Genomic DNA, 26,395 nt, shown 5'->3' with positions numbered 1-26,395 from the left:
TTGACAGACGATCCCACCATGCACATCAATGGTCTGAGACTAGCCCAATCAACGGGAAAGCGCCTCAGGCCAGATCGGAGCGACCCGGACGTGAGCGAAGGCTTCCTCAGCGTCGAAGAGCTGCGTGACGGGGTGACGGCCGGCCGGATCGACACGGTCCTCCTGGCCGTCGCCGACATGCAGGGCAGGCTCCAGGGCAAGCGGCTCTCGGCGCGTTACTTCCTGGACGAGGTGCTGCACCACGGCTCCGAGGGCTGTAGCTACCTGCTCGCCGTGGACGTGGACATGAACACCGTCCCCGGCTACACGATGTCGTCCTGGGACCGCGGGTACGGCGACTTCGTGATGAAGCCCGACCTCTCCACGCTGCGCCGGGTGCCGTGGCTGGAGGGCACCGCGATGCTGATGGCCGACCTGACCTGGGAGGACGGCGGCGACGTGCCCGCCTCGCCCCGCCAGATCCTGCGCCGCCAGCTCGCCCGCCTGGCCGAGCGCGACCTGGCCGCCTACGTCGGCACCGAGCTGGAGTTCGTCGTCCACGAGGACTCCTACGAGGACGCCTGGAGGCGCGGCTACCGCGACCTGACCCCGGCCAACCTCTACAACGTCGACTACTCCATCCTCGGCACCTCCCGCGTGGAGCCGCTGCTGCGCCGCATCCGGCGCGACATGGAGGGCGCCGGCATGTACGTCGAGTCCGCCAAGGGCGAGTGCAACCTGGGCCAGCACGAGATCGCCTTCCGCTACGACGAGGCGCTGCGCACCTGCGACAACCACACGATCTACAAGAACGGCGCCAAGGAGATCGCCGCCCAGGAGGGCCGCTCGATCACCTTCATGGCCAAGCCGAACCAGCGCGAGGGCAACTCCTGCCACATCCACATCTCCCTGCGCTCGACCGGCGGCGAGCCGGTGATGGCCGGGGCGGGGCCGTACGGGCTGTCGGAGCTGGGGTCGCGCTTCATCGCCGGCCAGCTCGCCTGCCTGCGCGAGCTGACCCTCCTGCTGGCGCCCAACGTCAACTCCTACAAACGTTACGTGCCGGGCAGCTTCGCCCCGACCGCCGTCAAGTGGGGGGTGGACAACCGCACGTGCGCGCTGCGCCTGGTCGGCCACGGGCCCTCGCTGCGCGTGGAGAACCGGGTGCCCGGCGGCGACGTCAACCCCTACCTGGCGGTGGCCGCGCTGGTCGCGGCCGGGCTGCACGGCATCGACGCGGAGCTGCCGCTGGAGGAGCCGTACGAGGGCAACGCCTACACCTCCGGGGCCGCCACCGTGCCGCACACGCTGCGCGACGCGCTGGCCCTGTTCGAGGGGTCGAAGCTGGCCCGCGAGGCGTTCGGCGAGGACGTGGTCGAGCACTACGCCAACAACGCGCGCGTGGAGCTGGCCGCCTTCGACGCGGCGGTGACCGACTGGGAGCTGTTCCGCGGCTTCGAGCGGATGTGAGCATGAAGTCCGGACGGATGTGAGCATGAAGATCGTCAACCCCGCGACCGAGGAGATCCTCGCCGACGTGGAGCTCGCCGACGCGGCCGAGGTGGACCGGGCCGTGGAGCGCGCCAGGAAGGCGTACCCGGCCTGGCGCGAGGTGGCCCCGGGCGACCGGGCGCGGCTGCTGCGCCGCTTCGCCGACCTGGTGGGCGAGCACGCCGAGGAGCTGGCCAGGCTGGAGGTGGACAACGCCGGGCACACCATCGGCAACGCCCGCTGGGAGGCCGGCGCGGTCCGCGACGTGCTGCACTTCTACGCCGCCGCCCCCGAGCGCAACCACGGCAAGCAGATCCCGGTGCCCGGCGGCGTGGACGTCACCTTCCAGGAGCCGCTGGGCGTGGTGGGCGTGATCGTGCCGTGGAACTTCCCGATGCTCATCCTGTCGTGGGGGGTGGCCCCCGCGCTCGCGGCCGGCAACACGGTGGTCGTCAAGCCGGCGGAATGGACCCCGCTGACCGCGCTGAGGCTGGCCGAGCTGGCCCTGGCGGCGGGCCTCCCCGAAGGGGTGCTCCAGGTCCTGCCCGGGGCGGGGGAGGTCGCGGGGGCCCGGCTGGTCGAGCACCCGCAGGTGGCCAAGATCGTGTTCACCGGCTCCACCGAGGTCGGCAAGGAGATCGCGGCCAAGGCGGCGGCGCAGGTCAAGCGGGTGACGCTGGAGCTGGGCGGCAAGTCGGCCAACATCGTCTTCGCCGACGCCGACCTGGAGAAGGCGGCCGCGGCGGCGCCGTACGCGGTCTTCGACAACGCCGGCCAGGACTGCTGCGCCCGCTCCCGCCTGCTGGTGCAGGCCGAGGTGTACGACGCGTTCATGGCGCTGCTGGCCCCCGCCGTGCGCGGCGTCAAGGTCGGCGACCCGCTCGACGAGGCCACCGAGATGGGCCCGCTGATCAGCGCCGAGCACCTGGAGCGGGTCCGCGGGTTCGTCGCCGACCCCTGGTTGCAGGGCGAGTGCCCGCAGGGCAAGGGCTACTGGTTCCCCGCGACGGTGCTCACCCCCGAGGTCACCGACCCGGCCTTCACCGAGGAGATCTTCGGCCCCGTGGTGTCCGTGGCGCGCTTCACCGACGAGGCCGACGCCGTGCGCCTGGCCAACGACACCCCGTACGGGCTGAGCGGCTCCATCTGGACCCGCGACGTCGGGCGGGCGCTGCGCGTGGCCAGGGCGGTCGAGTCGGGCGCGCTGTCGGTCAACTCCAACGCGTCGGTCCGCTACTGGACCCCGTTCGGCGGCTTCAAGCAGTCCGGCCTCGGCCGGGAGCTGGGCCCGGACGCCCTGGCGGCCTTCACCGAGACCAAGAACGTCTTCATCTCCTGGGAGTGAGGAAGCAAGTGCAGCGGTTGCAGGATCGGGTGGCCGTCATCACCGGGGCGGGCAGCGGCATCGGACTCGCCACGGCCCGCAGGTTCGCCGAGGAGGGCGCCAGGGTCGTCTGCGTGGACATCGACGAGGACGCGGGCACCAAGGCGGCCGGCGAGGTCGGCGGCCTGTTCGTACGGGCGGACGTGGCCCGCGAGGACGACGTCGCCCGCGTGTTCGCCACGGCGCACGACACCTACGGCAGCGTGGACATCGCCTTCAACAACGCCGGCATCTCGCCGCCCGACGACGACTCCATCCTGGAGACCGGCCTGGACGCCTGGCGCCGCGTCCAGGAGGTCAACCTCACCAGCGTCTACCTGTGCTGCAAGCACGCGATCCCGTACATGCGGCGGCAGGGCAAGGGTTCGATCATCAACACCGCGTCCTTCGTGGCCGTCATGGGCTCGGCGACCTCGCAGATCTCCTACACCGCTTCCAAGGGCGGGGTGCTGGCGATGTCGCGCGAGCTGGGCGTGCAGTTCGCCCGCGAGGGCATCCGGGTCAACGCGCTGTGCCCGGGGCCGGTGAACACGCCGCTGCTCCAGGAGCTGTTCGCCAAGGACCCGGAGCGGGCGCAGCGGCGGCTGGTGCACGTGCCCCTCGGGCGCTTCGCCGAGGCGTCGGAGATCGCGGCGGCGGTGGCCTTCCTGGCCAGCGACGACGCCTCGTTCATCACGGCCAGCCAGTTCCTGGTGGACGGCGGCATCAGCGGCGCCTACGTGACGCCGCTCTAGGAGGTTCGCGGTCATGGGACGGCCCCTCATCGGCGTCACGTGCTACGTGGAGCCCGCCACGTTCACCGTGTGGCGGGACGTGCGCGTGGCGCTGCTGCCGTACATGTACGTCGAGCAGGTGGTGCGGGCCGGCGGGCAGCCCGTCGTGCTGCCGCCGGCCGGCGACCCCGCCGAGGCCCTGCGCGGCCTGGACGGGCTCGTCCTGGCCGGCGGGGGCGACATCGACCCGGCCAGGTACGGCGCCGAGCCGCACGAGCGCACCGGTTACGTGCGCGGCTTCCGCGACGAGGCCGAGTTCGCGCTGCTGGCGCGGGCGCTGGAGGCCGGGCTGCCCTACCTGGGGGTGTGCCGGGGCCTCCAGGTGCTCAACGTGGCCCTCGGCGGCAGCCTCCACCAGCACCTGCCCGACGTGGTGGGGCACTCCGGGCACGCGCCGGGGCCCGGCGTGTTCGGCCACCTGCCGGTCACGCCCGTGCCCGGCAGCCGCCTGGCCAAGGCGGTCGGCGCGGACCCGCTGGCCGTCCCGCACTACCACCACCAGGCGGTGGACCGGCTCGCCCCCGGCCTGACCGTCGCCGCGAGCGCCGGGGACGGCACGGTCGAGGCGGTGGAGCTGGACGCGGCGCCGTTCGCGATGGCCGTGCAGTGGCACCCGGAGGCGGCCGAGGACTGCGCCCTGTTCGAGGCGCTGGTCGCGGCCTGCTGAGCCGGGCGCGGGGGTTCGCCGCGTCCCGTGCGCGACAACACCCCCGTCGCGGCACTAGGCTGACGGACATCACCGACGAAACCGTGCGGGAGAGTGCCCTGACAGCCGGTCAGGGTCCCTGAAGGAGCAAGCCCTCCCCGCGAACCTCTCAAGGCAAAGGACCGCACGGAGCAGGTGTCCTCTGGAAAGCAGGCCCGTGGGCCTCGCCGAAGGTGAAAGTCCGGCAAAGTCCGGGCGAAGCTCTCAGGCATCGATGACAGAGGGGGAGGATGCTGGCATCCACTCCTGTCCTGAGGTGCGACTAATGTCCCGACCGACACCGCTACGCGACGTTCACCAGAGCCTCGGCGCCACCCTCACCGACTTCGCCGGCTGGCTCCTGCCCGTCCGGTACGGCAGCGAGTCCGCCGAGCACCGGGCCGTGCGCGAGGCGGCCGGGCTGTTCGACCTCTCGCACATGGGCGAGATCTTCGTGACCGGCCCGCAGGCCGGCCAGGCCCTGGACCACGCGCTGGTCGGCCACCTGTCGGCGCTGGCCGTCGGCCGGGCCAGGTACACCATGATCGTGAACGAGCGGGGCGGGGTGCTCGACGACCTCATCGTCTACCGGCTCGGGGACGAGGAGTTCATGGTGGTGGCCAACGCCGCCAACTACCGCGACGTGGCCCGGGAGCTGCAGGAGCGCGGCAAGGCGTACGACGCGGCCGTCGAGGACCGCTCCGACCGCTACGCCCTCATCGCCGTCCAGGGCCCGCACGCGCAGCGGATCCTGGCCACCCTCACCGACGCCGACCTCGACGGGCTCAAGTACTACGCCGGCCTGCCCGCGCTGGTGGACGGCCGCGAGGCGCTCATCGCCCGCACCGGTTACACCGGCGAGGACGGCTTCGAGCTGTTCGTCGCCAACCAGGACGCCGTGCCGCTCTGGCACGCCCTCACCGCCGCCGGCGAGCCGCACGGCCTCCGGCCCGCGGGCCTGTCCGCCCGCGACACGCTCCGGCTGGAGGCCGGCATGCCGCTCTACGGCAACGAGCTGAGCGCCGAGCTGACCCCGTTCGACGCGGGGCTGGGCAGAGTGGTGAAATTCGACAAGCCCGGTGACTTCGTCGGCAGGTCGGCACTGGAGGCGGTCAAGGACGACCAGCCCCGGCGCCGCCTCGTCGGCCTGGTCGCGCGGGGCCGCCGGGTGCCGCGCCACGGCTACCCGGTCACGCAGGACGGCGCCGTCGTCGGCGAGGTCACCAGCGGTGCGCCCTCCCAGACCCTGGGCAAGCCCATCGCGATGGCCTACGTGGACGCCGGCGTCTCGACAGGCCTGGCGGTAGACATCCGGGGCAGCCATGAACCTGTGGACCTGGTAGAGCTGCCCTTTTACAGGAGGAAGAAGTGAGCAACATCCCGGACGACCTGAGCTACACCAAGGAGCACGAGTGGGTGGCCGGTCTCGACGACGGTCTCGTCGTGACCATCGGCATCACGGCCTACGCCGTCGAGCAGCTTGGTGAAGTCGTCTACGTGCAGCTCCCCGACGTCGGCACCACCTACGAGGAGGGCGCCTCGGTCGGCGAGGTCGAGTCCACCAAGTCGGTGAGCGAGATCTTCACCCCCGTCGGCGGTGAGATCGTGGAGGTGAACCAGGCCGTCGTGGACAGCCCGGCCCTGGTCGGCAACGACCCGTACGGCGAGGGCTGGATGTTCAAGGTGCGCGTCGAGGGCGACCCCGAGGAGCTGCTCTCCTCCGACGAGTACGCGGCCCTCATCTCGGGAAGCGAATCCTGATCCACACAGCCGGGGCCCCGGACCGCGGGCCCCGGCCTCTCCAGAAGGGCGCACATCAATGGCGATCAGCGTCTTCGACCTCTTCAAGATCGGCATCGGCCCGTCGAGCTCCCACACGGGCGGCCCGATGGCGGCCGCGCACAAGTTCGCCCGCGGCCTGCACGAGGACGGCCTGCTGGAGCGGGTGGCGCGCGTCGAGGCCATCCTGTACGGCTCCCTCGGCCTGACCGGCAAGGGCCACGGCAGCGACAAGGCCGTCCTGCTGGGCCTGTCGGGCGAGAAGCCGGAGCTGGTGGACGTGGACACCATCGACGAGCGCCTGGCCGCCATGCGCGCCTCGGGCACCGTCACGCTGTACGGCCGCCACGAGATCCCCTTCGTGGTGGGCGACGACCTCGTCTTCGAACGCAAGATCTCGCTCCCCGAGCACCCCAACGGCATGCGCTTCACCGCGTACGCGGACGGCGGCGAGAAGCTGCGGGAGAAGGTCTACTTCTCGGTCGGCGGCGGCTTCGTGGTGGACGAGACGGCCACCGGCGCCGGCCGCATCAAGCCCGACGACACCGTCCTGCCCTACCCGTTCACCACGGGCGAGGAGCTGCTGAAGCACTGCTCCAACACGGGCCTGTCGATCTCCGCCCTGATGATGGAGAACGAGAAGGCCTTCGGCCGCACCGAGGAGGAGATCCGCGCGGGCATCCTCAACCTGTGGCGGGTCATGCAGGAGTGCGTGCGGCGCGGCATCACGCGCGAGGGCGTGCTGCCGGGCGGGCTGAAGGTCAAGCGCCGCGCCAACCAGCTCCACCGCCGCCTGCAGTCCGAGCCGCCCGAGAAGGACCCGCTGCAGGCGATGGACTGGGTGACGCTGTTCGCGCTGGCGGTCAACGAGGAGAACGCCGCCGGCGGCCGCATCGTCACCGCCCCCACCAACGGCGCGGCCGGCATCATCCCGGCCGTCCTCACCTACTACACCCGGTTCGTCCCGCACGCCGACGACGAGGGCGTCATCCGCTTCCTCCTGACGGCCGCCGCGATCGGCGTGCTGTTCAAGGAGAACGCCTCCATCTCCGGGGCCGAGGTCGGCTGCCAGGGCGAGGTCGGCTCGGCCTGCTCGATGGCCTCCGCCGGCCTGACGGAGGTCATGGGCGGGACGCCGGAGCAGGTGGAGAACGCCGCCGAGATCGGCATCGAGCACAACCTGGGCCTGACCTGCGACCCGATCGGCGGCCTGGTCCAGATCCCGTGCATCGAGCGCAACGCCGTCGCCTCCAACAAGGCCATCACCGCGGCCAGGATCGCCCTGCGCGGCGACGGCCGCCACTTCGTGGCCCTGGACAAGGCCATCAAGACGATGCGCGACACCGGCCGCGACATGCTCGACAAGTACAAGGAGACCTCCCGCGGCGGCCTGGCCGTCAACGTCATCGAATGCTGACGACCGCACCGCCGTGGAGATCGGGGGGAACAGGTAGCGTGAACACATGACGATGCATCACCATGACGAGGTCGTCACCATTCCTCGTGACGAGTACGAGGCGCTCAAGGCCGAGGTCCGGCGCCTACGCCGGGAAGTGGGGCGACAGCAGGCCATGCGGGCCATCATGGACAACGCGGCCGACCCAGGTCACGTCCGGACGTTCACTCGCGAGGAGCTCGCGGCCGAATGGGGCATCGTTGGCTGACCGGCGCATCGCCTTCCCCGAGCGCGCATGGGAACAGATCGAGACCCTGCCCGAGAGCCTGCGCAGGTCCGTTCAGCTCGCCATCTTCACCCTTCTGGACGAACCGCGACCCACGCTCGCCGATCCTATGGAGGGCGTTCCGGACGCCTACGAGCTGAATCTCGTCAGCGACGACGTGACCATCTGGTACACGGTCACTCTGCACGAGGGCGCAGAAGTGATCACCATCCAGGTGGTCCGCCCGAATCTCTGACGCGTATCGCCTGCTCCTGGATGCGGAAGTTCCCCATTCCCGCTCCTCCTCGTGACGGCCCATCTACCATCGGTGACGATGGATGACAGGAGGCAGGCCGTGTTCCGCGAGCGCAAGCCGAGCGTCCGGCGGGTCCTTCCCGAGGAGCGGTACAACCCCGTCGTCGGTGACGGGATGCGGTGGCTCGACTACGAGCGGGCCGCCGAGGCGGACGGGCGGGCGCCGGCCCCGGACGAGCACGTCACGGGAGCCGGGCCCGCGGCCGTGATCACGGCTGGGATCACGGCCGGGGTCACCGCCGGGACCACAACCGGGATCGGGGTCGAGGCCGGGATCGGGGTCGAGGCCGGGATCGGGGTCGAGGCCGGGATCGGGGTCGAGGACAGGGCCGGGGGCGGGGCCGGGGACGACTGGTTCGACCGGCCGCACCGGCCGCCCAGGCTCGCCGAGTGCCGGCCGTACGGCGTGCCCGGCGGGCTGGCGCAACCGGACGCGCAGGTGGAGCGGGAGCTGATGGAGGCGCTGCCCCCGGGGTCGCGCTTCCCCGACCCCCGGGGCACCTGGATCAGGCTCATCAACGGCGGCGGCCCCGCGGACGACCCGTTCCGCGCCGCCAACGCGGCCGACTGCGCGCTGGCGGTGCTGTCCACCTGGCACGGCGAGCCGGCCTCGGCCGCGGCCCGGCTGCCCGAGCACGACCGCGTCGGCCGGCCGGTGCTCACCGGCGAGCGCGGCAGCACGGCCAGGATCGAGCGGTGGGTCGGACAGCGACTGGAGTACGCGGGGCAGGGGCGGCACGCGTACCCGATGATCGCGCGGCGGCTGCTGGAGGCCGGGCACGGGGCGGCCGCGGTGATCGTGGTGCGCTGGCCCGGCGGCGGCACGCACGCCTGGAACGCGGTCAACGCCGACGGCGAGGTCATCTGGATCGACGCGCAGCGGGGGCACATGTCGGTGGAGCCGCCCTACACGACGGTGACCGGGGTGTTCTGCGTGGTCCTCGACCGGCAGGGGAGGCCGCAGTGAACCTGGACCAGGCGCGGGCGCTGGCCGAGGAGTACTTCAACGGGGCGCGGGCGGCCGGGGAGGCCGTCTCGGTGGGCGTGTACGGGTTCCACGACGGATATGTCGCCTGGGTGCGGGAGCTCGACCCCGACGACCCCGCCCGACTGCCGGAGGCGATCGGCGGCGGCTGCGTCGTCATCGACCGCAACACCGGCGAGGTGGTGGCCCGCCCGCTGCTGGACCCGGAGACGGTCGCCGAGCTGTGGCCCGGCCCCATCCCCCGCTGAGCCCGCCCCTCACCCGAGCCCGTCCCCGCCGGCCCGCCCTCACCCGGCCCTCCCTCACCCGGCCCTCCCTCGCCCGACCCGCCCCTCGCCCGGCCCGCCCCTCACCTGGGACCGGGCTCAGCCGCCCGCCGCGAGGGAGCCGGCGATCGACGCCCGGGCCGCCCGCCGCGCCGGCACCAGCGACGCCACCACGCCCGCCACCCCCGACAGCGCCACGAACAGCACGACCTGCCACACCGGCACCGACAGCACCGCCCCGTCCAGCATCGCCATCACCGCGGCCCAGCCGTACACGCCGCCCAGCACCACCCCGACCAGCGCCCCGATCAGCCCGAGCACCAGCGCCTCGACCGAGAGCATCCGCCGGAGCTGCGGCCGGGTCAGCCCCAGCGCCCGCAGCAGCGCCGACTCCCGGGTGCGCTCGTGGACCGACAGCGACAGCGTGTTGGCGATGCCCAGCAGGGAGATCAGGATCGCCAGCCCCAGCAGCCCGGTGACGATCATGAGGAGCATGTCCAGGGTCTCGTCGAACTGCCCGCGTACCTCGGTGGAGCTGCTGAACAGCACCGTCGGGTAGGCGGCAACGGCGCTCCGCACCACGTTCCTGGCCCGGTCGGCGGGCACGCCGTCCCGGATGTTGATCATCACCCGGGAGTCGGGCACCCGCTCGAAGTAGGTGTCGAAGGCGCGTTCGGCGACGGTGAGCGGCGGCAGGGTCGCGTTCTCGCCGTTGAGGACGGCGGTCACGCGCAGCGGCACCGTCCCGGCCAGGCCGGTCCGCAGCCGCACGGTGTCGCCGACCCCGACGCCCAGCTCCTGGGCCGCGTAGTCGAGCAGCGCCACCTGCCCGCCCGAGGACAGCCCCGCCATCGAGCCGGAGACGACCCCGGGGGTGACGGGCCCGTGGAAGGTCCCGACGTCGTACGACCGCGCTCCCCCGGCGGGCCCGGCGACCTTCGCCGGCGTCTCGCGGATCTGCAGCACCGAGTCCAGCTCGGGCGCCGCGCGCAGCCCCTCGGCCACCGACCGGGGCACCCCGGCCTCGCCGCCCTGCGCGCTGAGCAGGTAGTCCACCGGGAACTGCTGGTCGAGCTTGGCCCACACGGTGACCCGGGTGGACGCGCTGAGCACCGAGATCAGCGTCATCAGCGTCACCCCGATGGTGAGCGCGACGGTCGTGGTGGCCGCCCGCTTCGGGTTGCGCGCCGAGTTGTCCAGCGCCAGCCGGCCCGGCACCCCGGCGAGCCGGCCGGGGAGCCAGCCCACGACCGCGCTGAGCGGCTTGACCAGCACCGGCCCGAGGATCAGCACGGCCAGGAAGGTCAGCGCGCCGCCGGCCATGACCACGAACAACGTGGGCGGCTGCCCGGCCGGCATCCCCCACACGCCGAACGCGGTCGTGCCCGCCCCGGCCAGCAGGAACAGCGCCGCGAAGCCCCAGCGCGCCGCGCCGGTGCGGAACGCCTGCTCCTCGACCTGGCTGCGCAGCGCCGCGACCGGCGGCACCCGCGTGGCCGCCCGGGCGGGCAGCAGCGCCGCGCCCACGGTGACGGCCAGGCCCACGGCCAGCCCGACGCCGATCGTGGCGGGGGCGAGCGTGACGGCGGCGTCGGTGGGCAGCGGCGCGTCGAGGGCGGCCAGCACGGCCAGCGCGAGCGCCGCCAGCCCGTACCCGGTCACCAGGCCGAGCCCTGAGGCGAGCAGGCCGACCACGGCCGACTCCACCAGGATCGAGCCGAACACCTGCCCGCGCGTGGCCCCGATGCAGCGCAGCAGCGCCATCTCGCGCACGCGCTGGGCGACCAGGATGGTGAAGGTGTTGTAGATGACCAGCGCGGCCACCATCATCGCCACCACCCCGAACAGCAGCAGCCCCACGGTCAGCGTGCGCATCTCCAGCCCGGCCGCGCGGGCGAGGTCGGCGGCCAGTTCCTCGCCGGTACGCACCACGCCGGCGCCCCCGGCGGCGGCCGCGACGGCCCGCTTCAGCCCGGCCCCCTCCAGCCCGGCGCCGCCCGCGACGTCGATCTCGCGGTAGCCCTTCGCGCCGGTCACCCGCTGCGCGGCGGCCGTGGTGAGGCCGACCGCGCCGGTGTAGGCCAGCTCCTGGTCCACGCCGGGGTCGAGGAGCCCGACGAGCTTGAACGCGTGCCGCTCCTGCTCGGGGCCGAGCACGGTGATCTCGTCGCCGAGCCGGAAGCCGTGCAGGCGGGCGGTGTTCTCGTCGAGGACGGCGGCCCGGTCGTCGGTGCCGGGGCCGGTGCCGGCGACGATGGCGGTGCGGGCCAGCGGGCCGCGTACCACGTTGATCGCGGTGGTGGGGGTGCCGCCGGCGACCCTGCCGTCCTTGCCGAGCAGCGGCGCGGGCGCGCGGATCAGGCCCTGCGCGTCGGTGACGCCGTCGAGCGCGCGCACCCGTTCCAGCACCCGCTCGGGCAGCACGCCGTCGTCGCGGTCCTTCGGCAGCACGGCCACGTCCACCTTGTCGGCGTCGGCGGTGACCCGCTGGGAGAAGCCCGCCTGGATGGTGTCGTTCAGGACGAACGTGCCCGCGATGAACCCCACGCCCAGCACGATCGCCAGGGAGGTGAGCAGCAGCCGCAGCCGGTGCGCGCGCAGCCCGGCCAGTGCCGTCCGCACCATCTCACGCCTCCAGCTTCACGAGCGTGTCCAGCACGGACTGCGGCGTGGGCGCGGTGACCTCGGTGACCAGCTCGCCGTCGCGCAGGAACACCACGCGGTCGGCGTAGGAGGCCGCGACCGGGTCGTGCGTGACCATGACGATGGTCTGGCCCAGCTCGCGCACCGACGTACGCAGGAAGGACAGCACCTCGGCGCCGCTGCGCGAGTCGAGGTTGCCGGTGGGCTCGTCGGCGAAGATGACCTGCGGCTTGCTGATCAGCGCCCGGGCGACGGCCACGCGCTGCTGCTGGCCGCCGGACAGCTCGGCGGGGCGGTGCCCGAGCCGCTCGCGCAGCCCGACGGTGTCGATCACCCGGTCGAACAGCACCTGGTCGGCCTGGCGGGCGGAGATGTCGAGCGGCAGCCGGATGTTCTGCTCGGCGGTCAGCGTGGGCAGCAGGTTGAACGCCTGGAAGACGAAGCCGATCCGCTCGCGGCGCAGCAGGGTGAGCTGCCGGTCGTTCAGCCCGGTCACCTCGGCCTCGCCGATGTGGACCGTTCCTGAGGTGGCGGTGTCGAGCCCGGCCAGGCAGTGCATGAGCGTGGACTTGCCGGACCCGGACGGCCCCATGATGGCGGTGAAGGCCCCCGTGCCGAAGGACACGGTGACGTCGCGGAGGGCGTGCACGGCGGCGTCGCCCCGGCCGTAGACCTTGGTCAGGTTTGTGGCCACCACGGCGGGCGGGGCCTGGGTGAGGGTCACTTCTCGCTCCTTGTCGCGGGTTCGTGGACGCGACCAACGCTAGAAGCGGAAAAACCGCCGTCCCTGGGCCCTGAGGAGGGACTTCACCTGAGACTCCGGATGACCCCGGTCAGACTTTCGGCCGAGGCGCGGGCACGATCAGCCCGGCCTCGTACGCGTACACCACCACCTGCGCCCGGTCGCGCAGCCCGAGCTTGGCCAGCACCCGCCCCAGGTGCGTCTTGACCGTCGCCTCCGCGACCTCCAGCCGGGCGGCGATCTCGGCGTTGGACAGGCCGCGCGCCACCGACAGCAGCACCTCGCGCTCGCGCGGCGTCAGCCCGGCCGCGGCGACCGGCTCCGACGCCGGGAGCTGGGCGGCGAAGCGGTCCAGCATGCGCCGCAGCGTGGGCGGCGCCACCACGGCGTCGCCGGCGTGCACGTGCCGGATGGCGCTGACCAGGTCGTCCGGCGGCACGTCCTTCAGCAGGAAGCCGGCCGCGCCCGCCTTGACCGCGGCGAAGGCGTACTCGTCCAGGTCGAACGTGGTCAGGATGAGCACCTTCGGCCCGTCGATGCGGCCGGTGGCCTCGACGCCGTCCATGTGGGGCATGCGCACGTCCATGAGCACGACGTCCACCTCGGTCGTGGCCAGCAGCTCCAGGGCCGTGGCCCCGTCGCCGGCCTCGGCCACCACCTCGATGTCCGGCTGGGCGCCCAGCACCATGCGGAAGCCGGCCCGCAGCAGCTCCTGGTCGTCGACCAGCATCACCCTGATCACCGTGCCGCCTCCGTTCACGCCGCCCTGGCCATGGGGAGCCGGGCGAGCACCTCGAAGCCGCCGCCGGGGCGCGGGCCGGCCGAGACCGCCCCGCCGTACATGCCGACCCGCTCGCGCATGCCGATGAGCCCGTGGCCGTCGTGGCCGCGCGGCGCGCCCGCGCCCCTGCCGTCGTCGGTGACGCGCACGACCAGCTCGGGGCCGCGGTAGTCGATCTCGACCAGCGCGCGGACGTCCGGGCCGCCGTGCTTGAGCGCGTTCGTCAGCGCCTCCTGGACGATGCGGTAAACGGCGAGCTGCTGCCCCTCGGGCAGCTCGCCGGGCGCGCCGGCGACCGCCAGCCGGGCGGGCACGCCCGCGCCGCGCACCAGCTCCTCAAGCTGGTCCAGGCCCGGCTGGGGGGTGTAGTCGGTGTCGGGGTGCTCGCCGTCGCGCAGCACGCCGACCAGGCGGCGCATCTCGGCCAGCGCGGCCCGGCCGGTCTTGGAGATGGTCCGTACGGCCTGGCGGGCCTGCTCGGGGTCGCTGTCGAGGGCGTAGCCGGCGCCGTCGGCCTGGACCACCATGACGCTGACGTTGTGGGCCACGACGTCGTGCAGCTCCCGGGCGATGCGCGCGCGCTCGGCCGTGGCGGCCATCCTGGCCTGCTGGTCGCGCTCGCGCTCGGCCCGCTCGGCGCGCTCCTCCAGGCCCTCCAGGTAGCGGCGGCGGGTGCTGGCGTACAGGCCGAACAGCCAGATGGTGACCACGAAGATCGAGCCGCTGAAGAACGTGCCGAACGTCGGCGGCTGCCAGGTGACCAGCGCCATGAAGATCCCCAGCTCGGCCACCAGCCCGGCGGCCAGCGCCCAGCGGAACGAGCACCGGTAGGCGACCGCCCACAGCGCCACCAGCACCGAGAGGTTGGCCGGCAGCGGGTTCACGCCCGCCAGCCACTGGCCGAAGCAGACCAGCGCGATCAGCGCGAAGGACGGGATCGGGCGCTCCAGCCACAGCAGCGGGGCCAGCAGCACCGCCGACAGGCCCAGGTAGCCGGCCACGCCGAGGTACACGCCGCCGCCGGGCGGGAGGTTGACCGCGTACGGCACGGCCAGCAGGCCGCACAGCGCCGCCAGGGGAGCGACCCGCAGGACGCTCGCCAGCTTCTCGTGACGTCGTGACCACGTCCGCACCCTGCCGAACACATCCTCACGATATGTACGCGCGAAACAACGTTGGTCCGTCTGGAGGTGGAAGTCCGCCTACGACCCAGGTCGCAGACCGATGAGTCTTACGCGGGGCTTACGGCCTTTGCTGCACTCTGGATACCGGGAGCGCCCCTTCAGCGGGCGAGTAAAGGGAGATCGTGATGGCGGATCATGATCGCGACGCCGGGTCGCGCGGTGAAGAGGAAGCACCGCGCGACCCAGCCCCCACGGACGCCTACGGCGCACCCCGCCTGAAGTACGGCGAGCTGCCCCCGAAGCCTCTCGACTACCCCACGGCCGTGTACCCCTCGTCCGGAACGGCCGGAGCGGGCTGGGAGCGGACCTCCGGCCCCTTCCGTGACCGCCCGCGTGGCGGGAGCGCCCGGGTCGCCGGAGCCGGCCTGATCGGCCTCGTCCTCGGCGCGCTGCTCGGCGGCACGGCGGTGGCGGTGATCGGCGACCTGTCCGGCCGGCACGATCACCGGGTGACGTATGGGGAGTACCGCGACGGCGACGGCCCGCAACGCGGCTTCATGGGCCCGCGCGGGGGCGTGCGCTTCTGCCTGCCCGACGACGTCGCCCCCGAGGACGGCCCTGAGAACGGCCCAGGAAACGGCGGCACTGTCTGCGTGGTGCCCGCGCCGCCGGAGATGGGCCTGCCGGACACCGGGCCGACCCGGACCGGCTGAACCCGCCGGGATCGGCTGACCGTAGGGCCGGTGGGATTCGAACCCACACTAACAGCCACCTAAAGACTGCGCCTCTGCCATTGGGCTACGACCCCTTTGATTGCCCGCCCTCACCTGCGACGTTTTCGTCGGCGGAGGAATGGCAATTCAGGCACAGGAGGCGGAAGTGTCGACGACCTCCCCTGCCACGTCCGCCAATCTTACACGCCGCCTCGCCCGGAAAAGCGACACCGGCATTTCCCGCGCATAACCACTTCCAGCCGTAAAGGCGGGCATTCCGGCGCCCCGGCCTCCGGCCTCCGGCCGCCGCCGGGGCCCGCCCCGGCTCAGGCCAGGCCCAGCTTCTTCGTCAGCGACGCCACGTGCCCGGTGGCCTTCACGTTGTAGAGCGCCTGCTCCACCTTGCCGTCGCCGTCGATGACGAACGTCGAGCGGATGACGCCCTGCATCTCCTTGCCGTACAGCTTCTTCAGCCCGTACGCGGCGTACGCCTTGTGGACCGTCAGCTCCGGGTCCGACAGGAGCGGAAAGGTGAGCCCGTCGCGCTCGGCGAACTTGGCCAGCTTTTCCGGCTTGTCCTTCGACACCCCCAGCACGACGAAACCCTCGGCGGTCAGCCGGCCGAGATTGTCGCGGAAATCACAGGCCTGCTTGGTGCAGCCCGGGGTCATCGCGGCAGGGTAGAAATAGAGGATCACCCGCTTGCCGCGGTAGTCCTCCAGCGAGACGGTGCCGCCGCCGGCGGTGGGTAGCGTGAACTCGGGCGCGGCGTCGCCGGGCGCGAGCTTGGTTTCGGTCATGTGGGCCCTCCTCGAGTTCTTCCCGCAAACCTACCGCCCGGCCGGCGTGCCGTACCGCGCCAGGACCTGACAGACTGATCACGACCGGGTGCACACGGTCGAGAGGAGAGCCATGGCAGACACCGATCCCGACGAGCTGGAGCGGCGGATCGCGCGCACGCGCGCCGAGTTGGCGCGGACGGTCGACGCCATCGCCGACCGGGTGAGCCCCAAGCGGGTCGCCGAGCGCACGGTGGCCGACGTCAAGACCAGGGCCGGGCACTTCGTGGCGTCCGTGGGCGACGCGCTCGGGGTCACGCCGCGGCCGGTCGACCACGCCGACGACCCCGACCAGGTGTGGAAGGACGAGCGGCCCGAGCTGGCGCCGGTGCTCATCGGGGTGGGCGCGGTGCTGGTGGTGACCGCGGCCGTCATGCTGTGGCGCCGCCGCCGGCGCCGCTGACTCGGGCGGCGCGGGCGGCGCGGGCTGACGAGGGGCCGGCCTTCACAGGAAGGTGCGGCCCTCGCCCCGGTACGTCGGCACCGTCTCCACGAGCGTGTCCCCCTCCACCAGGTGCAGCGCGTCGAACCGCTCGCACAGCTCGCCTGCCTTGGCGTGCCTGAACCACACCCGGTCGCCGATCCGCAGCTCCCGCGCCGCCGGCCCGCGCAGCGGCGTCTGCACCTCCCCCGCGCCCTCGTCGGGGACGTAACGCAGGCCCGCGGGCAGGTACGGCTGCGGCAGCCGGCTCGGCCCCGCGGCTCCCGAGGCCGGGTAGCCGCCGCCGAGCACCGTCACCGTGTCCGGGCCAGGCCGGCGCACCACCGGCAGCGCGAAGAGCGCGGCAGGATGCCCGGTGAAGCGGCGGTAGAAGTCGAACAGCCGGGGATGGAACAGCCCGGACCCGGCCCCCACCTCGGTGATCGCCTTCTCGGTCACGGTCAGCTCGACGCTGCCGGTGCCGCCGCCGTTGACGAACTCCAGGTCGGCCAGATGCCGGACGGCGTTCACGACCCGGCCGCGCCGGACTATCAGCTCGCGGGCCGAGCGGGCCTGCATGAGGCGCACCGCGCGGGCGTAGGCGGCCTTGCCCGGCGGCGCGTCGCCCACCCCCGCGATCTGCGCCTCGTACGCCAGCAGCCCCACCAGCCGCAGCCCCGGCCGCTTGGCGATCTCGGCGGCCAGGTCGGCGGCCTCCTCCGGCTCGCGGACGGGCGAGCGCAGCGCCCCCGCCCGGAACCTGCCGCCGAGGGCGACGTACCCGGCGTCCACGTCGAGGCAGACCCGGATCTCGGCGCGGGGGCGCGCGCCCGCCACGGCGGCCTCGACGAAGTCCAGGTGGGCCGTGGAGTCCACGGTCACCGTGACGTGCCGGGCGGCCTCGGCGTCCGCCGCGAGGGCGGCCAGGGCGTGCCGGTCGGCCGTCGGGTAGGCCACCAGGATGTCGGTGAAGCCGTGCCCCGCCAGCCACAGCGCCTCGGGCAGCGTGAACGCCATGACGCCGCGGAAGCCGTCCATCTCCAGGACGCGTTCGAGCACCGGGCGGCTGCGGACGGACTTGCTGGCCACCCGGATCGGCTTGCCCCCGGCGCGGCGGACGAGGTCGGCCGCGTTGGCGCGCAAGGCCGCCAGGTCGAGGATCGCGAACGGGGGTTCCAGCTCCGCGGTGGCCTGGTCGTAGCGCTGGCGGTCGTCCATATGGGCAGCGTAACGGCATACGGGACAAATGAATATGAGTGCTATTCACATTCGTCCGGCTTCCCGTAATGATCGGGCAAACCGGCGGCGAGGGCGGGACGCCGCCTGCCCGGCCCCCGTGTACCCCTGTCAGTGTGATGACCACGCTCCAGCGGCGACGTTCCGACGCGCCCGCCGTCACGCGGCAGGCTTCGCTGCGCCGGGCGCGGCGGGCGCTCAGGCCGGCGCGCACCCTGGCGGGGGCCGTCGTGTCGCTCGTGCTGGCCGGCGGGCTCGGCGCGGTCGCGGCCGAGGTGGTCTCGGCGCTGCTCGGGCACCGGCTCGGCTGGGTGCCGGTGGACGAGCTGACCGAGCTGGCGGGCCGGACCTCGTGGCGGGAGGCGGCCCCGGCCGGCCTCGCGCTGGCCGGGGCGGGCGTGGCCATGCTGGCGCTGGCCGTCGTGCCGGGCCGGTGCCGGCTCGTTCCGGTGCGGACCACCGACCCGCACATCGTCATCGGCATCACCCGCCCGGGCCTGCGCCGCACCCTGCGGGCCGCCGCGCAGCAGGTGCCCGGCGTGGACAGGGCCCGCGTCCGGCTGCGCCCGCGCACGATCGAGGTCACGGTCGTGACGGCGGACGAGAGCTCCGGCTCGATGTTGCGCCAGGTCGGCACCGCCGTGGGCGACCGCCTGGCCGGCGTGGGGACGCTCGGCACCGGCGAGGTCGTCGTCCGCCTGCGCAGGAAGGGCGGCTGAGGAGGTCGTGAATTGCGTCAGTACACCGGCAACCGGGTGGGGCTGGCCATCGTGGGCGGCACGCTGGCCGGGTCCGGCGGGTACGCCTGGCTCCGCGGCCGCCACCGTTTCCTCGACCTGCCGCCGGAGGCCAGGGTCCTGCCCGCGCAGGCGTCCCGCGCCCTGACCGAGGCGGCCTGGCCCCTGTGGGCCCTCGCCCTCGGCCTGCTCCTGCTCTGCCTGGTCTCGCTCCGCTGGCTGCTGCTCTGCCTCGGCTGGGGTCGCCGCGGCGTCCGCAGCGGCACCGGCACCGCCATGTTGTACGTCGGCCTCAAGGGCGTCGAGGGGCTGGGCAGGTCCGCCGTGCGCGTGGGCGCCGAGGGCCTGCGCGTCGCGGTCACCTGCCCGGCGTCGGCGGACGTGGGAGCCGTGGTGGGCAAGCTGGACCAGGACGTCATCGGCAAGATCCGGCGCGAGCTGCGCGACGACGACACCCCGGCGGTGGCCCGCGTCCACGTCCGCAGGCAACCGCCCGCCAGGGGCACGCGCGGGCGGCCCCGCTAGGAGCCGACGCTCACCGTGATCGTGTGCCGGCCGGTCGCGCCGTCGGGGGCCGGCGGGGCCTCCCGCTCGGTCTGCGTGTAGCCGGTGGCGTCGGTGGCGCGGACCTGGAGGGTGTGGGTGCCGGGCGTGGCGTCCCAGTCCAGGGACCACTGGCGCCAGGTGTCGGGGCCCGGGACGTCGGCCAGGCGGGCCTGCCGCCAGGCGCCGCCGTCCACCCTGACCTCCACCGCCTCGACGCCCTTGTGCTGCGCCCAGGCCACCCCGGCGACCGTCGTGCGGCCCGCCCTGAGCGAGCCGCCCGCCTTCGGCACGTCGATGCGGGACTGGGTCTTGATCGGCCCCCTGGCCGCCCAGCCGCGCGGCGTCCAGTACGCCTTGTCCTGGTCGAACCTGGTCACCTTGACGTCCACCACCCACTTCGTGGCCGAGACGTAGCCGTACAGGCCGGGCACCACCTGGCGGACCGGGAAGCCGTGCTCGACCGGCAGCGGCTCGCCGTTCATCGCGATCGCGAAGAGCGCCTCGCGGCCGTCCATGACGACGTCCATGGGGGTGCCGCAGGTGAAGCCGTCGGCGGAGGTGGACAGCAGCATGTCGGCGCCGGCCCGCAGGCCGCTGCCGCGCAGGATCTCCGACATGCGGACGCCGAGCCAGCGGGCGTTGCCGGCGTACTCGCCGCCCACCTCGTTGGAGACGCAGGTGAGCGTGATGTCGGCCTCGGTGAGCGGCATCCTGAGCAGGTCGGCGTAGGTGAGCTCGATCGGGCGGTCCACCAGGCCGTGGATGCGCAGCCGCCACGTGCCGGGGTCCACCTGGGGGACGACGAGGGCGGTGTCCACCCGGTAGAAGTCCTGATTTTTCGTGATGAAGGGGGTCAAGCCGTTGATCCGGAGGTCCGCCCCGGCGGGAACGGGCCTGGCGGGCGTCGCGGGCGCGGGCAACCGCACGCCGACCCGGGCGGCGTCCACGGCCTGCCGGCCGCCGAGCCGCTGCCCGAGCACCGTCGCCGCCCCGGCCACCACCACGCCCCCGGCGACCCCGCCCAGCAACCGCCGCCGGTCGAACGCCGGGGGCCCGCCCCCCGCCCGCATCACCGCGGGCCGCTCCACCCGGTCGCCCACCTCGTCCGGGACCTCCGGAACCCCCGGGACAGCGGGGGCGGCGGCGGGAGCGGCACGGCGGAGGAGCCAGGGCAGGGCCCAGGCGCCGGCGGCGGCGCCCAGCACCGTGGGCAGGGCGTCCAGGGCCGAGGCGGACGGGCGGGTGACGACCGCGACCACGCCGACCAGGGCGAAGGCCACCAGCCCCAGCACACCGTAGGCGGGCCGCCGCCGCGCGGCCACGCCGACGAGCGCCGCCACGGCGGCGAGCACGACCAGCACGCCCCCGACGAGGACCGCCTTGTCGTTCTCGCCGAACGCCCGGATCGCGAACTCCTTGACCGGCGCCGGCGCCAGGTCCACCGCGCCGTCGCCGACGGCGACCACGGGCGAGGTCTCGGGCCCCGCGAAACCGGCCACGAGCTGGGCGATCCCGAGCGCCACTCCCCCGGCCGCCAGCCCGGCCAGCGCACCGGCCCAGGCCGGGATCCCGGCGGGCACCCTCACGTTCCTCTGCACATCCCCGACGCTACGCCCTGCCGCGGCCCGCGGTTCTTACGCGGTGGTTACGAGGCCCCCTGGGCGGCCAGCATCTCGCGGACCAGCGGCGCGAGGGCGCGGAAGGCGCGGCCCCGGTGGCTGATGGCGTCCTTCTCCTCCGGCGGCAGCTCCGCGGTGGTGCGCCGCTCGCCCTCGGGCACGAAGATCGGGTCGTAGCCGAAGCCGTTGGTGCCGCGCGGCGTGGTGACCAGGTGCCCCGGCAGCGTGCCCTCGACCACGCGCTGCTCGCCGGAGGGCAGCGCGAGCGCGGCGGCGCAGGCGAAGTGGGCGGTCAGCTTGTCGGCGGGCACGTCGGAGACCTGCGCCAGCAGCAGGTCGAGGTTGGCCTGGTCGTCGCCGTGCCGGCCGGACCAGCGGGCGGAGAAGACGCCCGGCATGCCGCCCAGCACGTCGACGCAGAGCCCGGAGTCGTCGGCGACGGCGGGCAGGCCCGAGCCCTGGGCGACGGCGTGCGCCTTGATCAGGGCGTTCTCCTCGAACGTGACCCCGGTCTCGGGGATCTCCCCGATCGCGGGGAACTCCTCCAGCCCGACGATGTCGAACCCGGACAGGATGCGCCGCAGCTCGGCGATCTTGCCGGCGTTGCGCGTGGCGAGCACGATCCTCATGACTCCAGAGCCTCCCGCTGGATGAGCGTCAGCTCCTCGCAGCCGGTCACGGCGAGGTCGAGGAGCCGGTCGAGCGCGGCGCGGTCGAACGGGGCGCCCTCGGCGGTGCCCTGCACCTCGACGAAGCTGCCCTCGCCGGTCATGACGACGTTCATGTCGGTCTCGGCGGCGACGTCCTCGGAGTAGCAGAGGTCGAGCATCGGGACCGAGCCGACCACGCCGACGGAGACGGCCGCGACGGAGCCGATCAGCGGGTCGCCGGGGCACATGCGGCGCTCGCGCATCCAGGCGACGGCGTCGGCCAGCGCGACGTACGCGCCGGTGATCGCGGCGGTGCGGGTGCCGCCGTCGGCCTGCAACACGTCGCAGTCGAGCAGCACGGAGTTCTCGCCGAGCGCCTTGTAGTCGACGCAGGCGCGCAGCGAGCGGCCGATCAGGCGGGAGATCTCGTGCGTCCGGCCGCCGATCTTGCCGCGGACCGACTCGCGGTCGTTGCGGGTGTTGGTGGCCCTGGGCAGCATGGCGTACTCGGCCGTGACCCAGCCCTGGCCGCTGCCCCTGCGCCAGCGCGGCACGCTGTCCTGGACGGAGGCCGCGCAGAGCACCTTGGTGCCCCCGAACTCGACCAGCACCGAGCCCTCGGCGTGGGCCAGCCAGTGGCGGGTGATCGTGACGGGCCGGAGCTGGTCAGGGTTGCGGCCATCCTGTCGGGACATGCAGATCACCCTATCTCCGCGGCACGACGCACTTGACCAAATGTGTCGGCCACATGGATCCTTACGCAATGACAACGGGGGTGTTGCGCAACCCTGACTTCCTCCGGTTCCTCTCCTCGCACCTCGCCAGCGAGCTCGGGGCGAACATCTCCCGTCTGGCGCTCCCGCTGGTGGCCGTGATGGTGCTGCGTGCCGGACCCGCCGAGGTCGGCCTGCTCGCCTCGCTGCAGACGGCCGCGTACCTGGTGATCGGCCTGCCCGCGGGGGTGTGGGTCGACCGGATGCGCAGACGGCGCGTGATGATGGTGTCGGACCTGGTCAGGTTCGCGCTCATCGGCAGCGTGCCGGTGGCCGCCGAGCTGGGTCTGCTGTCGATCCAGATGTTATGCGTGGTCGCGCTGCTCGCCGGCACCGCGCAGGTGTTCAACGACGTCGCCGACCAGACGTACCTGCCCAGGCTGGTCGCCAGCCCGCAGCTCACCGACGGCAACGCCAAGCTGGAGGTCGTCCGCTCGGCGTCGTTCCTGTCCGGGCCCGCCGTCGGCGGCGCGCTGGTCGAGCTGGTCGGCGCCACGCGCACGATCGCGGCCACCGCGATCGGCGCGCTCGCCTCGGCGCTCTTCCTGTCCACCATCAAGACGCCGGACGAGCCGCGCCGGAGCAGCGAGCGCCAGCCCCTCCTGCAGGGCATCCGCGAGGGGCTGGGCTACCTGTGGCGCGACCGGCTGCTGCGCATGTTCGCGGCGTCGTCGGCGGTGTCCAACCTGTCCGTGAGCGGCGTGCTCGGCCTGTCGGTGTTGTTCCTGGCCGACGTGGTCGAGCTGGAGCCCGGCCTGCTCGGCGCGCTGCTCACCACGGGCGGCATCGGCGGCCTAGTGGGCGGGCTGAGCGCGGGCTGGCTGTCGCGGCGGGTCGGCACCGCCAGGATGACCTGGCTGGCCGCGGTGACCGTCCCGCCGTTCTGCCTGCTGCTGCCGATGACGCAGGCCGACTGGCGGGCGGTGTTCTTCGCGATCACCTCGTTCATGATCTCGTGGTCCGCGACGCTGGGGAACGTCGGCCAGATGACCTACCGGCAGACGGTGACCCCCGAGCACATGCTCGGGCGGGTCAACGGCTCGGTGCGCTTCCTCGTGTGGGGCACGATGCCGCTGGGGGCGCTGCTCGGCGGCCTGCTCGCCGCGCAGGTCGGCGTCCGTCAGGCGTTGTGGATCCTGCTGACCGGCCGGGCGCTGGCCTTCGTGCCGCTGCTGTTCTCGCCGCTGCCGCGCATGCGCGCGTTCGACGAGGCCGGCGAGGTTCAGGCCAGGTCGTAGACCGCGCCGCTGCGGGCCAGCTCGACCGGGCCGCCGTAGCCGCCGCGCGCGGCGTCGCCCAGCACGGTGGCCTGGTCGTTCCACGGGACGAGGTGGGTCAGGACGAGCCGGCCGACGTCCGCCCTGGCGGCGTGGTCGGCGGCCTGGCGGCCGGTCAGGTGCAGGCCGGCGGGCAGGCCGGGGCGCTCGACGAAGGAGGCCTCGCACAGCAGCAGGTCGGCGCCCGCGGCCAGCTTGACCAGCTCCTCGCACTCGCCGGTGTCGCCCGAGTACGTCACCGCCCGGCCGCCCGCCGCCACGCGGAAGCCGTACGTCTCGACCGGGTGGTTGACCAGCCCGGCGGTGAGCAGGAACGGTCCGACCTCGAAGCAGCCGGGCTCCAGCGGCACGAAGTCGAAGGCCGTCTCCAGGCCGGGCTCCTGGGGCATGCCGTACGCGGCCGCCAGCCGGGCGGGCGCGCCGGCCGGCGCGTAGACGGGCACGGCGGGATAGGGGGCCTGCGGGCCGTAGGTGCGGGCGACGTGGTAGCCGCAGATGTCCAGGCAGTGGTCGGCGTGCAGGTGGGACAGGCAGATCGCGTCCACGTCGTACAGCCCGACATGGCGCTGGAGCGCGCCCAGTGCCCCGCTGCCGAGATCGAGCAGCAGCCTGAAGCCCTCGGCTTCGAGCAGGTAGCAGGACGCCGGGCTGTCGGGCCCCGGGTAGCTGCCCGAGCACCCGACGATGGTCACCTTCATGTGGGCTCCTTCTCGTTGCGACGCCCCGCGTCGCCGTTAAAGGTGGTACCCCCCACAGGTGCGACTTCGACCGCGTCGATCTCCGGCCCCAGGAACCGCCGGCCGAGCCGGGCGAAGAGCTGGGAGTCGCCGGTGGCGAGGAAGCGGTGCCGGGGGGTGGCCCCGCCTCCGGACGCCAGGTCGCGGTCGTGCAGGATCCGGTAGACGTCCTTGGCCGTCTCGTCGGCGCTGGAGACCAGCGTGACCTCCTCACCGGCGACGTAGGCGATCGCACCGGTGAGCAGCGGATAGTGCGTGCAGCCGAGGATGAGAGTGTCGCACCCGGCGGCCCTGACGGGCGCCAGGTAGTCGCGCACGACGTCGATGAGCTCGTCGCTCATCGTCTCGCCTCGTTCGACGTACTCCACCAGCCGTGGGGCGGCCACGGCGGTGAGCTGCACGTCGGGGGCCGCGGTGAAGGCGTCGTGATAGGCCAGCGAGCCGATGGTGGCCTGGGTGGCGATCACGCCCACCCTGCCGTTGCGGGTCGCGCGCACGGCGCGCCGGGTGGCGGGGTGGATCACCTCCACGACGGGCACGTCGTAACGCTCGCGGGCGTCGCGCAGCACGGCGGAGCTGGCGCTGTTGCACGCTATCACGAGCATCTTGACGCCCAGGTCGACCAGGTGGTCCATCACCTCCAGGGCGCAGGCGCGCAGCTCGGGGATGGATTTCGGTCCGTACGGCTGATTGGCCGTGTCGGCCACGTAGGTGATGGACTCGTGAGGAAGCTGGTCGATGATCGCCCGGGCGACCGTCAAGCCGCCGACCCCGCTGTCGAAGATCCCAATACTCGTGTCCGGCACGCTTCAGAGGGTAGGCGACCCGGGCGATCAACACTGCGTAAGAATGCTCACATGTGCCACTCCTGGTGATGCCGCGATGTCGTCTTGGTCACACCGAGTGGTCACATCGGTCCCTCAGGCCGGGTCAGCCCCTTCCGACCCGGGCGAGCTGACGCGACTGCGCGACCAGGCGGCCGGTGGAGTCGCGCACCTCGACCTCCTCGTCGAACCAGCCGTCGGAGACCATGCGCCCGCTGCCGAGCAGCGTGAGCCAGCCGGGCGCGGGCAGGGCGCGCAGGTGCCAGGTGAGGTCCACGGTGGGCGCCCAGCCGCGGCCGCCGGCCGAGAACACCACGGGCGGCAGGGCGTCCACGGCCAGCGCCAGCACGTACGGGTCCGGGTCCTGCGGCTCGGCCATGCGGAAGTACGCCCGCGACTCGGGCCGGCCGGTGGGCTCGCCCCTGAGCCAGCCGATCGTGGGCGGGTCGAAACGCAGCTCCATCTGGGCGTTCAGCGTCATGCCCGACTCGGGCTTGGGGTCGGGGAGCCTGAGGCAGTCCTCGACGGGCGGCATGGGGTGCACCTCGTCGGCCTGGTAGTCGGGGGTCACGTCGCCGAGCGTGGCCGTGGTGATCAAGCCCTCGATCTTGGCGACGCCGTCCTGCACGAGCGTGGCACGGGCGAACGCGGCCGTCCGGCCCGCCTTCAGCGGCTCCACCCTGACCTGCGCGGGCCCGGCGACCGGGGCCTTGAGGAACTGGACGGTGGTGCTCACCGGATGCGCGAACGGCGAGGCGTCCACCGCCGCGCGCAGGATCACGGCCATGAGGTAACCGCCGTTGAGCGGGCCGCCGATCGCGTAGCCGGGGTCGAGGCACACGTCGTACGTGGTGTCGTCGATCTTGATCGCCTGCGTGGCCTCGTCGAACTTCGTCATCCGCCTTACCCCATCAAGTCTGGAACTATGTTCTAGTCGCCTCATACTCTACGGCATCCCCTCATCAGCGCGCCTACCTGCGGAAACGTGATCGGACTGAGACTGTTTGATCATGGCAACTGTTACCGAACTCATTGGCCAGTCCGTCTGGGACGCCAACGGGGTGTGGGTCGGTCACGTCGTCGACATCCGCGTGGTCAGGAACCGGGGCGAGCTGAAGCGCAGCCACACCGTCTACGGCCTCGTGGTGTCCCAGCGCCGTGCCCCGCTCCTGCTGGGGCTCACCCGCGAGCGCGAGGGGCGGGCGCCCTGGCTGGCCAAGACGCTCTCGCGCGTGCTGTACGCGGGCTGCGCGTTCGTGCCGTGGCCGCACGTGGCCGACCACGGCGGCGGGGAGGTACATCTCGGCGTGTTGAAGGATCAGCTCCAACGGGCGTGATGCCCGGCTTCACCGGCTTCAGCATTCTGCAAGCGCTTGATAAGCCTCAGGCACTAAGTTCCGGTGTGGTCAAAAGTC

29 protein-coding genes, 1 tRNA gene and 1 riboswitch are annotated in these 26,395 nt (G+C 73.0%); of the genes, 17 read left to right on the top strand and 13 right to left on the bottom strand.

Translation table 11 applies throughout. The features are described 5' to 3' along the window. Positions 1 to 90: 90 nt before the first annotated feature. The 11 genes from AB0H75_RS04655 (at position 91) to AB0H75_RS04605 (ending at position 9,300) form a co-directional block, all read left to right on the top strand. Positions 91 to 1,449: a glutamine synthetase family protein gene (locus tag AB0H75_RS04655; RefSeq protein ID WP_367790279.1), complete on the top strand. Its 1,359-nt coding sequence runs from the start codon at positions 91 to 93 to the stop codon at positions 1,447 to 1,449. Positions 1,450 to 1,474: 25 nt separating this feature from the next. Next, positions 1,475 to 2,815, top strand: coding sequence for an aldehyde dehydrogenase (locus AB0H75_RS04650; RefSeq protein WP_367790276.1), 1,341 nt, complete (start codon positions 1,475 to 1,477; stop codon positions 2,813 to 2,815). A gap of 8 nt (positions 2,816 to 2,823) precedes the next feature. Continuing rightward, on the top strand, positions 2,824 to 3,588 hold the full coding sequence (locus AB0H75_RS04645; RefSeq protein ID WP_367790493.1) for a 3-oxoacyl-ACP reductase: 765 nt from the start codon (positions 2,824 to 2,826) through the stop codon (positions 3,586 to 3,588). A 13-nt stretch (positions 3,589 to 3,601) separates the two neighbouring features. Beyond that, positions 3,602 to 4,294 (top strand): gamma-glutamyl-gamma-aminobutyrate hydrolase family protein, encoded by a 693-nt coding sequence (locus AB0H75_RS04640; RefSeq protein ID WP_367790273.1) that lies wholly within the window; start codon positions 3,602 to 3,604, stop codon positions 4,292 to 4,294. A 76-nt stretch (positions 4,295 to 4,370) separates the two neighbouring features. Then, positions 4,371 to 4,468: riboswitch (glycine riboswitch) on the top strand. 130 nt (positions 4,469 to 4,598) lie between these two features. Further along, positions 4,599 to 5,684, top strand: a complete 1,086-nt coding sequence (gene gcvT / locus AB0H75_RS04635) for a glycine cleavage system aminomethyltransferase GcvT (protein WP_367790270.1) — start codon at positions 4,599 to 4,601, stop codon at positions 5,682 to 5,684. Continuing rightward, positions 5,681 to 6,073: a glycine cleavage system protein GcvH gene (gene gcvH, locus AB0H75_RS04630; protein WP_367790267.1), complete on the top strand. Its 393-nt coding sequence runs from the start codon at positions 5,681 to 5,683 to the stop codon at positions 6,071 to 6,073. The genes gcvT and gcvH overlap by 4 nt, the downstream gene beginning before the upstream one ends. A 58-nt stretch (positions 6,074 to 6,131) precedes the next feature. Further along, the gene (locus AB0H75_RS04625; protein WP_367790264.1) at positions 6,132 to 7,508 is read left to right on the top strand and encodes an L-serine ammonia-lyase; all 1,377 of its coding nucleotides are present in this window, start codon (positions 6,132 to 6,134) and stop codon (positions 7,506 to 7,508) included. A gap of 46 nt (positions 7,509 to 7,554) precedes the next feature. Beyond that, positions 7,555 to 7,755, top strand: coding sequence for a hypothetical protein (locus tag AB0H75_RS04620; protein ID WP_367790261.1), 201 nt, complete (start codon positions 7,555 to 7,557; stop codon positions 7,753 to 7,755). Further along, entirely contained in the window at positions 7,748 to 8,008 is a 261-nt protein-coding gene (locus AB0H75_RS04615) for a hypothetical protein (RefSeq protein WP_367790258.1), read from the top strand. Before AB0H75_RS04620 ends, AB0H75_RS04615 begins: the two co-directional genes overlap by 8 nt. Before the next feature lie 78 nt (positions 8,009 to 8,086). Then, positions 8,087 to 9,034 carry a toxin glutamine deamidase domain-containing protein gene (locus tag AB0H75_RS04610; protein ID WP_367790254.1) on the top strand — a complete coding sequence of 316 codons (948 nt, stop codon included), beginning with the start codon at positions 8,087 to 8,089 and terminating at the stop codon, positions 9,032 to 9,034. Beyond that, positions 9,031 to 9,300, top strand: a complete 270-nt coding sequence (locus AB0H75_RS04605; protein WP_367790251.1) for a hypothetical protein — start codon at positions 9,031 to 9,033, stop codon at positions 9,298 to 9,300. Before AB0H75_RS04610 ends, AB0H75_RS04605 begins: the two co-directional genes overlap by 4 nt. Positions 9,301 to 9,417: 117 nt before the next feature. Here the strand turns inward: AB0H75_RS04605 and AB0H75_RS04600 are convergent, their stop codons facing one another. The 4 genes from AB0H75_RS04600 to AB0H75_RS04585 form a co-directional block, all read right to left on the bottom strand. Further along, the gene (locus tag AB0H75_RS04600) at positions 9,418 to 11,943 is read right to left on the bottom strand and encodes an ABC transporter permease (RefSeq protein ID WP_367790248.1); all 2,526 of its coding nucleotides are present in this window, start codon (positions 11,941 to 11,943) and stop codon (positions 9,418 to 9,420) included. Between the two features lies 1 nt (position 11,944). Further along, positions 11,945 to 12,685, bottom strand: coding sequence for an ABC transporter ATP-binding protein (locus AB0H75_RS04595; protein ID WP_367790245.1), 741 nt, complete (start codon positions 12,683 to 12,685; stop codon positions 11,945 to 11,947). A 109-nt stretch (positions 12,686 to 12,794) separates the two neighbouring features. After that, the gene (locus AB0H75_RS04590) at positions 12,795 to 13,445 is read right to left on the bottom strand and encodes a response regulator transcription factor (protein WP_367790242.1); all 651 of its coding nucleotides are present in this window, start codon (positions 13,443 to 13,445) and stop codon (positions 12,795 to 12,797) included. A 14-nt stretch (positions 13,446 to 13,459) separates the two neighbouring features. Then, positions 13,460 to 14,629 carry a sensor histidine kinase gene (locus AB0H75_RS04585; RefSeq protein ID WP_367790239.1) on the bottom strand — a complete coding sequence of 390 codons (1,170 nt, stop codon included), beginning with the start codon at positions 14,627 to 14,629 and terminating at the stop codon, positions 13,460 to 13,462. Positions 14,630 to 14,793: 164 nt separating this feature from the next. On the opposite strand from AB0H75_RS04585, the gene AB0H75_RS04580 reads away from it, so the two are divergent. Continuing rightward, entirely contained in the window at positions 14,794 to 15,321 is a 528-nt protein-coding gene (locus tag AB0H75_RS04580; RefSeq protein WP_367790236.1) for a hypothetical protein, read from the top strand. 22 nt (positions 15,322 to 15,343) lie between these two features. Here the strand turns inward: AB0H75_RS04580 and AB0H75_RS04575 are convergent. Continuing rightward, positions 15,344 to 15,416 (bottom strand) — tRNA-Leu (locus tag AB0H75_RS04575). 231 nt (positions 15,417 to 15,647) lie between these two features. Then, complete coding sequence (gene bcp, locus AB0H75_RS04570; protein WP_367790233.1) at positions 15,648 to 16,121, bottom strand: thioredoxin-dependent thiol peroxidase; 474 nt, start codon at positions 16,119 to 16,121, stop codon at positions 15,648 to 15,650. A gap of 112 nt (positions 16,122 to 16,233) precedes the next feature. On the opposite strand from bcp, the gene AB0H75_RS04565 reads away from it, so the two are divergent. Continuing rightward, the gene (locus AB0H75_RS04565) at positions 16,234 to 16,563 is read left to right on the top strand and encodes a DUF3618 domain-containing protein (RefSeq protein WP_367790230.1); all 330 of its coding nucleotides are present in this window, start codon (positions 16,234 to 16,236) and stop codon (positions 16,561 to 16,563) included. 42 nt (positions 16,564 to 16,605) lie between these two features. Here the strand turns inward: AB0H75_RS04565 and AB0H75_RS04560 are convergent, their stop codons facing one another. Beyond that, positions 16,606 to 17,799 (bottom strand): amino acid deaminase/aldolase, encoded by a 1,194-nt coding sequence (locus AB0H75_RS04560; RefSeq protein ID WP_367790227.1) that lies wholly within the window; start codon positions 17,797 to 17,799, stop codon positions 16,606 to 16,608. Between the two features lie 137 nt (positions 17,800 to 17,936). Here AB0H75_RS04560 and AB0H75_RS04555 point away from each other — a divergent pair, with 137 nt between their 5' ends. Beyond that, complete coding sequence (locus tag AB0H75_RS04555) at positions 17,937 to 18,536, top strand: DUF6286 domain-containing protein (protein ID WP_367790490.1); 600 nt, start codon at positions 17,937 to 17,939, stop codon at positions 18,534 to 18,536. Between the two features lie 12 nt (positions 18,537 to 18,548). Further along, the gene (locus tag AB0H75_RS04550) at positions 18,549 to 19,079 is read left to right on the top strand and encodes a hypothetical protein (RefSeq protein ID WP_367790224.1); all 531 of its coding nucleotides are present in this window, start codon (positions 18,549 to 18,551) and stop codon (positions 19,077 to 19,079) included. Here the strand turns inward: AB0H75_RS04550 and AB0H75_RS04545 are convergent. Genes AB0H75_RS04545 through rph form a run of 3 tightly spaced genes read right to left on the bottom strand, consistent with a single transcriptional unit; the run spans position 19,076 to position 22,064 of the window. After that, a complete protein-coding gene (locus AB0H75_RS04545) occupies positions 19,076 to 20,698 on the bottom strand; it encodes a molybdopterin-dependent oxidoreductase (protein WP_367790221.1) in 1,623 nt (540 codons plus the stop codon). The genes AB0H75_RS04550 and AB0H75_RS04545 overlap by 4 nt on opposite strands. Positions 20,699 to 20,745: 47 nt before the next feature. Beyond that, positions 20,746 to 21,348, bottom strand: a complete 603-nt coding sequence (gene rdgB / locus AB0H75_RS04540; RefSeq protein ID WP_367790218.1) for an RdgB/HAM1 family non-canonical purine NTP pyrophosphatase — start codon at positions 21,346 to 21,348, stop codon at positions 20,746 to 20,748. Then, on the bottom strand, positions 21,345 to 22,064 hold the full coding sequence (rph, locus tag AB0H75_RS04535) for a ribonuclease PH (RefSeq protein ID WP_367790215.1): 720 nt from the start codon (positions 22,062 to 22,064) through the stop codon (positions 21,345 to 21,347). Before rph ends, rdgB begins: the two co-directional genes overlap by 4 nt. Positions 22,065 to 22,132: 68 nt before the next feature. On the opposite strand from rph, the gene AB0H75_RS04530 reads away from it, so the two are divergent. Beyond that, positions 22,133 to 23,380 (top strand): MFS transporter, encoded by a 1,248-nt coding sequence (locus tag AB0H75_RS04530; RefSeq protein WP_367790212.1) that lies wholly within the window; start codon positions 22,133 to 22,135, stop codon positions 23,378 to 23,380. Here AB0H75_RS04530 and AB0H75_RS04525 read toward each other — a convergent pair. The 3 genes from AB0H75_RS04525 to AB0H75_RS04515 all read right to left on the bottom strand — a co-directional run bounded on the left by AB0H75_RS04525 (position 23,365) and on the right by AB0H75_RS04515 (position 25,878). After that, positions 23,365 to 24,117 carry an MBL fold metallo-hydrolase gene (locus AB0H75_RS04525; protein WP_367790209.1) on the bottom strand — a complete coding sequence of 251 codons (753 nt, stop codon included), beginning with the start codon at positions 24,115 to 24,117 and terminating at the stop codon, positions 23,365 to 23,367. The genes AB0H75_RS04530 and AB0H75_RS04525 overlap by 16 nt on opposite strands. Next, the gene (gene murI / locus AB0H75_RS04520) at positions 24,114 to 24,962 is read right to left on the bottom strand and encodes a glutamate racemase (RefSeq protein WP_367790206.1); all 849 of its coding nucleotides are present in this window, start codon (positions 24,960 to 24,962) and stop codon (positions 24,114 to 24,116) included. The genes AB0H75_RS04525 and murI overlap by 4 nt, the downstream gene beginning before the upstream one ends. A 124-nt stretch (positions 24,963 to 25,086) precedes the next feature. Next, on the bottom strand, positions 25,087 to 25,878 hold the full coding sequence (locus AB0H75_RS04515; protein WP_367790204.1) for a thioesterase family protein: 792 nt from the start codon (positions 25,876 to 25,878) through the stop codon (positions 25,087 to 25,089). A gap of 112 nt (positions 25,879 to 25,990) precedes the next feature. On the opposite strand from AB0H75_RS04515, the gene AB0H75_RS04510 reads away from it, so the two are divergent. Further along, positions 25,991 to 26,317 carry a PRC-barrel domain-containing protein gene (locus AB0H75_RS04510; protein ID WP_367790201.1) on the top strand — a complete coding sequence of 109 codons (327 nt, stop codon included), beginning with the start codon at positions 25,991 to 25,993 and terminating at the stop codon, positions 26,315 to 26,317. Positions 26,318 to 26,395 lie beyond the last annotated feature (78 nt).

It is taken from the genome of Nonomuraea sp. NPDC050783 (assembly GCF_040802095.1).
Classification (GTDB): domain Bacteria; phylum Actinomycetota; class Actinomycetes; order Streptosporangiales; family Streptosporangiaceae; genus Nonomuraea.
Note: the sequence above shows the minus strand (reverse complement) of the source record. Positions and strands in the feature narration are given on the sequence as shown.